A 12,464-nucleotide genomic window follows, 5' to 3' on the forward strand; every position below is an offset into this window, starting at 1 on the left:
CGCCCCAGGCTAGATCCACAATACCGTACGCCCCGGATAGTGCATCTGCACCGGCTCACCCGGCGCTATTGCGGTAGCGCGACTAACGACTTTCCTGGCCGCCTGAATCGTCCATTCTTCGCTCGATGGCCGCGAGGTTGCTCATCGAGGTCAGGGTGTCCGGGTGCTCCTCGCCTAGAAGGCGACCCCGCCCCTCGACCGAGCGGGTACTGCACCGACGCGCAGACGAATATTCGCCGCGACGCAGTAGGTAGGCCCCGCACAGGTATTGCAGGGTGCCGATGGTCGTGCTGGGCGAGGCACCGCGCTCGATCACCGTTTCGGCATGGGGAAGTAGCAGCGCCCACCGGTCCCAGTGCACCGGATTCTTTACGTCGGCGGGGAGTGCTTCAGCCAGGAGTTCCGCTCCTTCCTGGATCCACGACCGAGGCGGCGGGCCGGCGCCGATCACGCGCAGCGGGCTCTGCCACAAGCTGTAGTTGTCGGGTACCGGCAGGGGGTGCTCCCGCAGCACTTCGGCGACGAGCTGATGCACGCGCAGCAGACCCGACCTGTCGGCGGTGACCAGGGCCAGCTCACGTAACACCCCGATCAGCTGGTCGGCGTAGACGCCGTCGATGGCAGCGTCGTCCAGCGGCACCGGCTGCACCATCGCACCGACTGCCACCAGATCCCAGGGGATGGCGGCGGGCGCGAACTGGGCCAGCACCATCATCAACTGCGCCGCACCCGGCTCTCGCCTTCGCACCTCGTCCAACGCCAGCGCGAGGGTAACCGTGACCGGAGCATGCAAGGTATGGTCGATGCCCTGTCCCAGCAGCCGCTGACGCCGAAAATCTGCCAGGTACACGACCAGCCTCCCGGCCGGTGCCGCGCAGTACGCGCGGGCCTGCTCCAAAGCAAGCGGCAGATACCCCAGCTCGCTGGCCAGCAGCCCAGCAGCCTCACCGGCGCTGGGGTCGAGGAACACCGCGGCAACGTGCGGGGCGAACAGTCCCACTTCCGACGGCACTCCGGTCAGAGCCCAGTTCGGGTTTCGCGAGGTCATCAATACCCGGCCGCCACGCACGGGCACCAACCCCGCCACGCTGTCCGGGGTGGCATCGTCGAACAGCAACAGCCAGTCGTCACGACCGTTGAGCTCCTGCATCGCAGCCCGCGCCGCCTGCTCCAGATCTCCGCCAACGGCCATCCCGAGACGATCGGCCAGCTGTGCCAGATCAGCCACGACCTCCAGCCGATTCGCCGCCCGGATCTGCCACACCACCTGCGCCGATTCCGCATACCCATACACCCAGGCCAGCGCCAGCTGAGTCTTACCCACCCCCGGCACCCCGTGCAGCACCACCGGCACACCCGTGTTGTCGCTCACTGCCGTGGTGACTGTGGCCAACTCCAAGTCACGAGCGGTGAACGTGGCCACCGCACCAGCCACGTTCCACAGCCGGCCTTCAAACCCTCCCACCGGCCCAGCCGACGCCATGTTAATCGTGACGTCACGACCGGCCTAGACTACCGTGCTGCGGCCGCTGGCCCGGGCTCCGAACCTCTGCCGGCCCGGCCAGCTCATCGCTTCGGCGGCCGGTTCCCGGCATTCGTGATGTTGCCGCCCGCCTGGAACACCTGCCCGTCCCCACTGGCCCGGCCCCGGAACCTCAACACCCTCCCCACCGCCGAACCGGACCCACCAGACGGCACCGTGACCAGCAACGTCACCACCGCCACGAGCAGACTCGCCACGCCGGCAAGCCAGCTGGCCGCCTCCACACCATCACGACCCCACCCCACCGCAGCGGACAACACCACACACACACAACCGAATCCCTCACTGCCACAAGATCAACGAATACCGCACCTGCACAGGCTCCGTCGATCACCGGCCCGGAACTCGACCGCAGAATCCCCCCACCACCGCCATCGCATGAGAAGCCCAGCACCCAGTCGAAGAAGACCGTTGACGACCTCGGTACCGGCGGCCCGTCTGAGCCCGCAGTGCGGGCCGTGCCTGCACCGCCAAACCTGTGGCGATCACTCACTGCGCAGGATGCCCGTCCGGAGCACCAACCGCACACCCCCGCATGCTGAAAAGCCACCGCCGGCACCCGGCCGGCATCCTCGACCGGCGCGTCTGGCCTGCACAGACATCATCGAGAGGCCTACGGTGACCCTCATGATCAACCCTGGAACCCAGCCCGTCGAGGGTGCTCGCGAGAAGCTCGCCGCCACCGCGCTGGCCGCGTTCCTCACCGCTGTACGCGAACGCGCGGCCGAGCTGGAACAGGTGCCGATCCGCCATCGGGTAGCCGGAGTCGATGGCGAGCCCGTACGCACACCCGCAACCGACCGCGACGGCCGCTTCGGCTGGGACGTGCCGATCTCTGATAGCACGACGGTGCCGATCCTCATCCCAGGAGTCGAGGTGGCACGGATGCGCGACGACATGTCCGCACATGCCCCGTGCCTGTACGTGGACGGGATCCCTGCCTGGTGGGGCACCGCGATCGGCTCGCTCGCTAACGTGGGCATGAAACTGACACCGGGCGCGGCCGGTACGGCGTCCGCCTAGCGGGCGATACCAGGTCACTACCACTAGGTGGGTGTCGCGATCGTGAGCTCCGGCGCTCGACCCGTCCTGCCGCCCCTCGTCACCGGCTCGCAGACCGCAGTTCATGCCAGCGGACGCGGCAGGGGCGCCGGCCAACAAGGCGCCGTCCGGGACACCCTCATGGAGCTGAGGAACGGGGAACCGTAGTAGACATCCGATCGCCGGTAGCAAAGGCTCCCGTGCACGACATTCCGGCCTCCACAACATCGGCGACGAACACCAACAGCGCGTTCGCCGAGGCTGAGAACCCGCGAGGTACGGCACGGCTGAGGTCATGCCCGGCGGCTGGTCGGATGGTGCGGATGTCGGGGAGGTGCCCGGGTGCCGTTCCCACGTCAGAGCTCACCAGGCTCGGGATTGCTGCAGGCATCGCCGGGCACCTTCCGGGCAGCCGCGCCTCAACCCGCCGCATGAGGTCGCGCGAACATGACCTGCTCGTCGTACAACGTGCCGGTGACCAGGCAGCGGTGCAAGCCCGACAGCAGCCGCCCACCAACATGCCTCAACGCCCCCGCGTAAGTGTCTCCGCGACCACGGCGCCGGTCGTAGAGTGCGCGGGCGCCCGGCGAGCGGGTCAGCGCGCTGAACGCCCACCGGTGGCAGACCAGCTTCAACCGGCGGTTGCAGATCCGGCGGTGGGTGACCTGCCGCACGGTGCCGCTCGCCCAGGTCAGCGGCGCCAGCCCCGCATAGGCGCGCAGCCCTTTCGCGGTGGCGAACCGGGCCGGGTCGTCACCGAGCTCGGCGAGCAGCCGCGCCCCGGTCAGCGCCCCGCAGCCCGGGAACGACAGGTAGATCTTCGCCTGCGGATGGGCGTCGAAGGCGTCGGTGACGACGGCGGTGAGTTCGTCGGCGCGGTCGCAGGCATGGTCGAATGCCGCGAGCAGGGCGCGAACCTCGACCGCGGTCGCCTGCTCGATCGCCGGCGGTAGACGCAGGACCGGTGCGGTGAACAGGTCCCGCAGCCGGTACGCCTCCTGCTCGAGCAGCCGCAACCGAACCCCGGTGAGGACTTTCTCCCACCGGTAGGCGGTGACCGTCTGCGCAGCGGCCGCGGTCGGGCCCGCGGCCAGGACCGCGCGGGCCTCGGGGCGGCGTAGCCCGTGGTCGCGGCCGTCCCACCCGTGCGCCGCGACCGGGTGGACCTGTACCAGCAGCGCCCGCAGTTGGGCCTGAAGTTGCTCGCGCAGCAGCTGGGCCCGGTACTGCGCGTGGGTCAGCACCGTGATCGCTGCCGCGTCCGGGCTCACCCCGGGCAGTTGCCGCAGCAGGCCCCACCGGTCGCGGAGCATGATAGCGAGCAGTGCGGCGTCGCTGCGGTCGGATTTCTTCGCGGCCCGCGACGTGCGCTGCCGCTGCCGCGCTACCTCGCTGGGCGGGATCTGGTACACCGGCTGGCCTTTGGCGCGCAGCGCGTGCACCAGCAGGCCTTGGTTCGTTTCGATCGCCACCGGCACCTGCCGCAGCCCGTGCGTATGGCTGGCCCGCAACCCGTCCAGCAGCGTGAACAGTTCACGGACACCGTCCGGAATGGCGCTGATCCTCGTGCGGGCGAGGACCTCGCCGTCACGGTCGATGACCGCCACGTCGTTGACCTGGTCGGCCCAGTCGATACCGCAGTAGAACCGTGGTGGGCGCTGCACGCTGCTGTCTCCTCCGCTGGTGGGTTGCCATCCAGCGCGCCGCGACCTCACGGCCCATGGCACTCTGCCCGAGATCGGGCGCACGAGCACCGCCCGGATCTTCGCCGAGCCGCGGGGACGCGCATGTCCATCTCGCAAGTGGCCGCAAGCCGGCCTGTCCATCGAGTGGATGCGTTGTCACGCTGGGATAACCCCCGCGGAGGCGGGGAACAATAATTCGGACAATACCGTATGTCATTCCCCGCGTAGACGCCATCCTCGGCCGGCCGGGGCTTTCATTACTCGATCTCGGTCACCTCCAGCGGCTCTCAGAATATGACGAGTACGCCGTCCAAACCCGTGTGCGATAGCAGCAGCATCACTCCGGCCTTCTTGTTGGCGGCCAAGCAGTCGCTGTGCGGTCGTGGCCAGTCGGACGCGCGACGGGGCCGTCCGGAGTGGGGACAGGGCACGGTCCCGGCCGGACAGGGCCGTCGTCAAGCCCCTCCGGCGACCACCCCGCACCTGAATCCTGTCCAGATAAGCCACCGGGGTGGCGTGGGTGCCGCTCGAAGACACTGCGCGCGGGGCGCCGGGTGGCTTGACCCCGGCTGCGCCCGCCCGGGTCGTATCGTGCCGTCCCCTCCCGGCGGCACCCGCATCGCGGCGCGCCGCCGGGACTGAGCCCCATCGTGGGAGGTCCTGCCTTGATCGACGACAAACGCTACGTGCGCGCGGCTCTGTCTTACTACGTCGGTGGTGCTTTGCCGGCCGGATGGGCGGCCACCGCCATCGAGCACGGCGTTCCGGTGAACAGCTGGGTATATCCCCGGCTCGGGCCCCTGGCCCCTGAGGTCGACGACATCGTCGAGCAGCAACATGCTCTCGGTAGTTCGCTGTGGGAACGCGCGGCCGAAGCCGGCATGACGATGCTGATCCCTGGTGACCGGGGGTGGCCTTCCGGCACCGGCTGTGACGACCTGCCGTGCCTGTGGGTACGCGGGAACCCCGACGTTGCTGCCCAGCTCCAGCCCGCCATCACCGTGACCGGGTCCTTCCAATCGACCGACTACGGCGCTCATGTGGCAGCTGATCTGGGACGCGGCCTCGCCGCTGCAGGATGGACCCTGATCACGGGGGCCAACCGTGGCATCAACGCCCATGCCTTCAGCGGCGCTCTGGCACACGAACTGGCGGCACCGGTTCTGGTCACCGCGGCCGGCCCCGACCATCACTTCGGCACCGTGGTGGACGCCATGATCACTCACGCCATCCAGCGGGGCACGGTCGTGAGTGCCTTCCCTCCCGGCCTCGGACTCACGCAGCCCCGGCTGCAGGTGTGCTCACGATTGCTGGCCACGATGAGCACCGCCACGGTGATCGTAGAAGCGTTTACCTCCAGCAGCGCCATGGCAATCGCCGACGCTGCTCAGCGGGCCGGCCGGGTCGTAGCCGCGGTGCCCGGGCCGGTGACCTCCGGTGTGTCTGCCGGATGTCATCAGCTGATCGTGAACAGGACAGCCTCGCTGGTAACGCGGGCTGAGGATGTGCTCGCCGTGATCGCCGAGTCCCACGTGAAGCCGGTATCAGCGCGCACGTCTGCGCCACGCGTCCGCCGCTGACATCGCAGGCCTGTCCGTCGAGGTGTCACTTCTTCTGCCGCCGTCTTGTGCCAGCGCCCGCTCGCCGCGGGCGCTGGCTTCTTTTGTGAGGAGCAATGGTGGGGTCAACTCGTCGCTTTTTGCGCGGCTTCTTCTCGGCGTGCAGCGCCGCATCACCGTCCAAACCGATCGTCGTCTGTGACGACATCACCCGCCTGGCCCGCAAGGCGACCACTGGCGAGAACATCCCGATCTTCCAGGATCTGCTTACCGGGTTGGACCCACTCAGCCGCGATTTTGGCACGGACGTCCAGACCCTGGTCACGTGCAGCGACGGGGTGGGCTTACTCCGCACTACCTGGCCGATCACCGGCATTCGGATCGAGCCGACCACCCACGCAGCCGGCATCGACCCGGCACAGATCGTCGCCGCCCGCGACGGTGGTTTTCTGGTGCTGGTCACGATTATGGACACCGTGACAGTCGCCTCGGACAGGGTGCCGCCGGAGTGGTTCCCGCTCGCGCCGCACACGCCGCAGGCGGTCATGGCCGCCGTGGTCGCTACCGCGCACACGTTGTACCGCAGTTTTCTGTCCGCCGCCCGACAAGTCGGGTAAAGGCGGTACGCGGCCATCGGCACCCAGCACCGATATCGCCGTCGAGGACACCGCCTTGGGTACCCGCCTCGAGCCGCCCTGCGTTTTCAGTCCTGGGTCGATTGCCGCCACTGCTGGTCGTCTTCCGCCACTAAGACGCGGCACATTACGGGCGGGTCTTGCTGTTGCCGCGTACTCGCCGGTGCCAGCGATTGGGGTGGCACGCATAACGAGTTCCGCCCGGAACTGGTCGCGTACACGTGCGTGCCACCGGCCGGCAGCCGGCTTCAGAGCGCAGCGCACGGTGTACGGCCTCAGCAACACGTAGCGAAACCTGTCGGGCACGATGAGCGGGCGTCTCAGGTGCCACAACCTCAGCGTGTGACGTGCCGTCAAGCGCACTACGCGGGAAGCCCGTGGTGCGGGTGCCGTTCGGTCTGGGGACGGGGCACGGTCCCGGCCGCTCGTGGCGTCGTCAAGCCACGTCCCGGTGAACGCCCCGTATCGCCTCCACTTGGGATAGCTGGTATCCACCGAGCAGTGGCAGAACGAAGTGACCACTGCGGCGCACCGGGCGGGCTGGACACCGCCTCTGTTCGGCCGGGCCTGGTCGTGCCGTCCCCGCCCGGACGGCACACCGCCGGGCCACCACCGTCCCTGGAGGTGCCATGAGCGCCGACGATGCCACCCCGACCGATTCCATTGATTTGTCGCATAACACCGGCCGCATGTTGCCGCCGGTGGTGCGGCGTCGGTCATCGTCACTCGCAACCAGCTCGAGGGTTGGACCGGGCGCGCACTGACCGACGACGAAGTGGCGCACCTCAACGCCGCCATCGCGGATTCCTCTATCCCAGATGCCATCGCTCAGTTCGGCGCCGACGTGCGCCATGAGAATGAACCCAGCCGGTATCGCATCAACAGCCACACCAATGACGCAGGCGATTGGTGCCGGTCTTTGTACACCGTCATCGCCGAAACCGCCAGCAACAACGATGGCCGGTGCCCGGCGGGCTGCGCCAATGGCGCCATCGAAGCGGACGACCGTGACGACGACCCACCGAATCTGACGGATTGCCAGTTGTGTGGTGCACCCGGCGGATACCCCTACTGCGCCAGCACCTTTGGTGGCCGCATGTCCTGCGTAGAGGCGGTCACGTTCGACGAAGCAGCCGAGCCCGATCGCTGAGTCGTCTCCGGCCCGGGCGCCGGCCCATCGAACGCCGGATCACGTCATTGCGCGGCGCTGCGGCATAGCCCCTCCATAGGCAAGGCCGCGGTCAACCCGCCAACGGGGTGCTGAGTGCATGCGGCTGCGTTTGTCTCTTATGGAATCTGCCGGCCCCGCTCCCATCAGGCTTGGGTCGATTCGTTACCCCTGCCCTTATTGCGTCTCGACCATCTGTGAATGGTCAGAAAGTGACGGTCTTCTGATGGATACGACTCCACCGACGGATAAACGGTATGCCTTCTACGTCGATGAGACCATGCGAACCGAGTATGGATACGTCCCCTCGATCATCACCGAGGACGAGCCCGACCACACCCCGATGCGCGGGAACGGAACACACGCGACCCCGTGGTATTGGGGCCATGACCTCATGGCCGCCCGCACGATCGCCGCGCAGGCCAATGCCGCCCTCGGGTTGACCGACAGCGACGTGCGTGCCGTCATCATGTCGTCGTTTCGCGCCTCGCAGACAATTGCCGAAACCGGGCTCGTCATTCGCTTCCTGGTCGCCGGCGCCATTACCTACGAGGTGGAAAGCGGTGACGAGCCGAGTGCCGGCTGGATGCTGGGACCGGTAACCCTGGCCGACGGGACTGTCCTGCACCGCCAGGATCCGGTCTTCGCGATCGTTGCCAGCGCCGTCGAGCCCTACCTGTCTCGCATCGCCTGGGGTGCATGGGGAGACCGCGACGCGGACAGTGTGCTGCGCATCGACGTGCGCACCGGCCGTTGGCTGCGGAACCCATGAGCCCTGCACGGCGCCCAGGTGTCCCCCACGCTCGAGAGCCACCACCGCAGGCACCGTCCACGCACCGCGCCGCAGAACCTGATCAGCTGACACTGTGGCCGAGCTACACACCAGTTCCCCCGCCTACCAGCGGGCGACCGCCTCGGACCACCCGGCTCCTGACCCAGAGCAACCGCCGGCTCAAAAGAATCGGCGTGTGGACGTGGACCTTGCCTGCCTGGGCCGGGCGACTCCCCGACGGGCGGACCTACAACACCTGTCCGTCGGCGGGGGTCTGCCATCAGGTCTGCTACGCCCTCTCTGCGCGGAATTGCGTTAAGTGAAAGGCGCTGCGGCCGTCGGCTCGCGGCCTTGCTGGGTCGTGTCAGCCTACCGCGGGGGTAGAGCCGGCTCGCGGACCTGCGGGTTTGCCACCGCCTTTCATCTGATGGAAGATACTTGCGTTGAACGAAAGGGGTAGGAGTGAGGGCTCGGGATGATCTGCCTCCCGGATCGGCGCGGATGGAGCTACGCGAAGGCGTACTCCTTCTCCGTCCTGAGGATGCTGTGCTGGATGCGATGGTGTCCGGCTGGGAAAAGCAGCAGCGCGGTGGACGGCGGCTTCAGCGAGAAACCGTCGACGCCCGTACGAGCGTGGTGCGCCGGTTCATAGAGTTCACGAACGAGTACCCCTGGCACTGGTCGGCGGCGCACATGGACGAGTGGACGGCGCAGCTGGTGATGGAGCAGAAGCTGGCGGAGTCCACGATGCGCAACTACCAGGGTGCGATCCGGATGTTCAGCGACTTCATCACCTCGCCGTATTACCAGTGGCCCGAAGAGTGCGAGGCGCGTTTCGGTACGCATCCGGTGCAGATCTGTCATGAGTGGAACACCGTCGCCCACCTGGTCGACTACGAGGGCGGTCCGGGCCGCAGACCAATGACGCGCGAGGAGTGTCAGGCGCTGTTCGACTACGCCGACGAGCAGGTCGACCGGGCGGTCCGGCTCAAGCGCAAGGGCGCGCTGACCGCCTACCGCGACGCCACCGTCCTGAAGGTGATCTACGCCTGGGGGCTGCGCTGCAACGAGGCCAGCAAGCTGGACCGGACGGACTGGTACCGCAACCCCAAGGCACCCGAGCTAGGAAAGTACGGGCAGCTGAACGTCCGCTGGGGCAAACGGTCGAAGGGATCACCGCCGAAGCGGCGGATGGTGGCAACCGTAATGCCGTGGGCCGTCGAGGCAGTCGAGGACTACCTGGCCAACGCCAGGCCCCGGTTCGGCCTGGCGGACCACCCGGCGATGTGGGTGACCGAGCGCGGCGGCCGGCTTCGCCCCCGGGAGATCGAGGAGCGTTTCGCCGCCTACCGCGACGCACTGGGCATGGACACGGACCTGGTTCCGCACTGTCTACGGCACAGTCACGTCACGCACCTGATCGAGGACGGGGCCGATGCGAAGTTCGTCCAGGACCAGGTCGGGCACCGGTTCGCCAGCACCACGGCGATCTACACCGGAGTGTCGGGCGACTTCATGAACACCACACTGCGCCAGCACCTGGACCGGGGCCTGGCACCGGCTGACGGAGGAACGGCATGACCGTCAAGCTCGACTACACCTGGAATCTGCGCGAGATCATGGCCACTCGCGGCATGTTCAACACGACCGACATCCGGCCGCACCTCATCGATCGCGGCATCACCTTGTCACCGACCCAGATCTGGCGGCTGGTGACCGAGAAGCCCGAACGGCTGAGCCTGAAGATCCTCGTGGCGCTGATGGACATCCTCGACTGCCGCATGGAGGAGCTGATCGTGCCGGTCGCCGCCACCGCACGCCGCGCCACTGCGGTCGGTGAGAGTCCTGGCACCGATGCCGGCCGCGAGAGTGGCGTCGGGACCTTCCGACCCAAGCGAGCAAGGATCACCGATTGACCGCGCCAACGGGTCCTTCCCGGAAGGAGGATGTCTCCGACGCTGATCCCGCGCAGGTCGTCGCGGCGGTCGTCGCCCGGCTCGACCCCACCACCGACCGCCCGGAGCTGGCCGCATTGCTCTGCGCGATGGTTCCCTACCCGCGCTGGCGGCAGAAGATCGCCGATCAGCTGACGAGCCGGCCCGAGCTGCTCACCGGCGCGGGAGCCTACGGTTCGGCGAGCGTCGTGACGCTCATTCAGACGCTGCGTGAGCGTGGCGTGCCTGGTGTCGTGATCCCTGCCTGCCCGTTCTGCGACCGCCTCGTCCGCCTTTCCCGCAGCCGCGACGGGCTCCGTTGCTGCAAGAGCTGTTGGAACCAGGCACACGTAAAACGCTGCGCCCGCTGTGGAGAGCTCGCTGTGATGACTCGGCGCACCGGCGACGGCCAGTCGCTGTGCGCCGCGTGTTGCCGGACCGAGCCGTCGATTGCCGAGACGTGTACCAGCTGCGGCCGGAAGGCCCTGCCCGCACGCCGCGACGGCGAGATCGTGCAATGCCAGAACTGCTGCACGCCGCCTGTGGCGACCTGCTCTGTCTGCCGTCACCGCAAGCCGTGCGCCTTGGCCGGCACCGACGCCCCTCGGTGCAAGGCCTGTACCGACAGACTTCGCGTCGAACCCTGCTCGGAGTGCGGACGACAGAGCACCGTCCACCGCCGCACCTCCTCCGGCAAGCCGCTGTGCAAGAGCTGCGGCTCCATGGACACCTGCACCGGATGCCGGCGCCGAAGGCCGATCCGCGCCCGCACCGAACATGGAATCTTCTGCCAGAGCTGCTACAGGAACGACAGCGCATCGCACCGAGCCTGCGTGCGGTGCGGCAGTGTTGAGAGGCTGCACCACTTCGGCCTCTGCACGAACTGCGCCTGGCCCGAGGTGGCCCGCGGGCTGCTCACCGGTCCCGACGGCGCCGTTCAACCGGCGATCGAACCCGTTCTCGTCGCACTGGCCGCCACCGATGCGGCTGCCGGCCTGAACTGGGTGGCTCGAGCCCGCACTCAGCAGATGCTCGCCGAGCTTGCGATCGGGATGTGCCCGGTCACCCACCAGTTCCTGGACGGGCTGACCCCGAACGGCGCGGCGACACACCTTCGCGCGATCCTGATCCAAGCCGGCGTGCTGCCCGCACGCGACGAGCGTCTGAACCGCCTGGAGAGCGCCGTCGAGCGTCGCATCGTCCGCGTCAAGGAACCCGCGGCACGCAAGATCCTGCGGAGCTTCGCCACCTGGTACCACCTGCGGCGACTGCGCACGCTCGCGGTCCGCGAGCCACTGACCCAAGATCAGGTCGTCTACTCCATGAACTCGCTCACCGCCGCCGCGAGCCTGTTGAACTGGCTGCACGGACGCGGCCAGAACCTGGCTACCTGTACCCAGACCGACATCGACGACTGGCTCACCGTCGACACGTTTTCTCGATCACGCGGGTTCGTCAGCTGGGCCGTCAAACGTGGCCACGCGCACGGCATCGAGGTCCCACCGTTCAACAACGAATCCGTTCGCGAGGTGTTCACCGAACACGATCAACGATGGTCCCTGGCCCGCCGACTCCTCAGCGACAGCTCGATCGCCGTCGCCGATAGCGTCGCCGGGCTGCTCGTACTGCTCTACGCCCAACGCGCCGTCCGGATCACACGCCTGACCACCGAGCACATCCTCGTCACCCAGGCCGGCGTACAACTGCTGCTCGGCGAACAACCGATCGCCGTGCCCTCGGCTCTCGGCGAACTGATCATGGAACTTCTCCACGACCGTAGTGACGCCACCGCAACCGGACCGGACGACCGCACGTGGCTCTACCCGGCCCGTCGGCTCGGGCAACCCCTCGCCCCCAGAGACCTGCTGCGACGGTTACGCCTGCTGGGCGTCTCACCCACGCTCGGCCGCAACACCGCGCTGATGGAGATGGCCAGTGAGATGCCAGCCGCCGTGATCGCACGGCTGCTCGGGATCAGTCTTAACCGGGCGACGCGCTGGACCCAGGACGCGGGCAACACCCGGCCCGGCTACGCGGCAGATCTCGCGCGCCGCCGTACTGCCCGACCTTCTCCGCAGCAGGGGTAATCAACCGCAGAACACCGCCCTGAAGTCAATCGCACAATAT

At 67.8% G+C, this 12,464-nt stretch carries 10 protein-coding genes and 1 pseudogene; 9 read left to right on the top strand and 2 right to left on the bottom strand.

The window, feature by feature from the left end; translation table 11 throughout:
* Positions 1–82 precede the first annotated feature (82 nt).
* Entirely contained in the window at positions 83–1,423 is a 1,341-nt protein-coding gene (locus Ahu01nite_RS39215; protein WP_203841816.1) for a tetratricopeptide repeat protein, read from the bottom strand.
* 747 nt (positions 1,424–2,170) lie between these two features.
* Here Ahu01nite_RS39215 and Ahu01nite_RS39220 point away from each other — a divergent pair.
* Positions 2,171–2,566, top strand: a complete 396-nt coding sequence (locus Ahu01nite_RS39220; RefSeq protein WP_203841817.1) for a hypothetical protein — start codon at positions 2,171–2,173, stop codon at positions 2,564–2,566.
* A 437-nt stretch (positions 2,567–3,003) separates the two neighbouring features.
* Here the strand turns inward: Ahu01nite_RS39220 and Ahu01nite_RS39225 are convergent, their stop codons facing one another.
* Positions 3,004–4,248 carry an IS110 family transposase gene (locus Ahu01nite_RS39225; protein ID WP_203841818.1) on the bottom strand — a complete coding sequence of 415 codons (1,245 nt, stop codon included), beginning with the start codon at positions 4,246–4,248 and terminating at the stop codon, positions 3,004–3,006.
* Between the two features lie 686 nt (positions 4,249–4,934).
* Between Ahu01nite_RS39225 and Ahu01nite_RS39230 the strand changes: the two genes are divergently transcribed.
* The 8 genes and pseudogenes from Ahu01nite_RS39230 (at position 4,935) to Ahu01nite_RS39265 (ending at position 12,424) form a co-directional block, all read left to right on the top strand.
* Positions 4,935–5,849 carry a DNA-processing protein DprA gene (locus tag Ahu01nite_RS39230; RefSeq protein WP_203841819.1) on the top strand — a complete coding sequence of 305 codons (915 nt, stop codon included), beginning with the start codon at positions 4,935–4,937 and terminating at the stop codon, positions 5,847–5,849.
* 119 nt (positions 5,850–5,968) lie between these two features.
* On the top strand, positions 5,969–6,445 hold the full coding sequence (locus Ahu01nite_RS39235; RefSeq protein ID WP_203841820.1) for a hypothetical protein: 477 nt from the start codon (positions 5,969–5,971) through the stop codon (positions 6,443–6,445).
* Positions 6,446–7,238: 793 nt separating this feature from the next.
* Entirely contained in the window at positions 7,239–7,613 is a 375-nt protein-coding gene (locus Ahu01nite_RS39240; protein ID WP_203841821.1) for a hypothetical protein, read from the top strand.
* Between the two features lie 244 nt (positions 7,614–7,857).
* Positions 7,858–8,403: a hypothetical protein gene (locus tag Ahu01nite_RS39245; RefSeq protein WP_203841822.1), complete on the top strand. Its 546-nt coding sequence runs from the start codon at positions 7,858–7,860 to the stop codon at positions 8,401–8,403.
* A gap of 86 nt (positions 8,404–8,489) precedes the next feature.
* Positions 8,490–8,699, top strand: a pseudogene (locus Ahu01nite_RS52080) (GP88 family protein); the annotation flags it as partial.
* A gap of 205 nt (positions 8,700–8,904) precedes the next feature.
* A complete protein-coding gene (locus tag Ahu01nite_RS39255) occupies positions 8,905–9,984 on the top strand; it encodes a tyrosine-type recombinase/integrase (RefSeq protein WP_203841824.1) in 1,080 nt (359 codons plus the stop codon).
* The gene (locus Ahu01nite_RS39260) at positions 9,981–10,319 is read left to right on the top strand and encodes a helix-turn-helix domain-containing protein (protein WP_203841825.1); all 339 of its coding nucleotides are present in this window, start codon (positions 9,981–9,983) and stop codon (positions 10,317–10,319) included. Before Ahu01nite_RS39255 ends, Ahu01nite_RS39260 begins: the two co-directional genes overlap by 4 nt.
* An 851-nt stretch (positions 10,320–11,170) precedes the next feature.
* The gene (locus Ahu01nite_RS39265; protein ID WP_203841826.1) at positions 11,171–12,424 is read left to right on the top strand and encodes a hypothetical protein; all 1,254 of its coding nucleotides are present in this window, start codon (positions 11,171–11,173) and stop codon (positions 12,422–12,424) included.
* Positions 12,425–12,464: the final 40 nt, after the last annotated feature.

The organism is Winogradskya humida, from assembly GCF_016862215.1.
Taxonomy (GTDB): Bacteria; Actinomycetota; Actinomycetes; order Mycobacteriales; family Micromonosporaceae; genus Actinoplanes; species Actinoplanes humidus.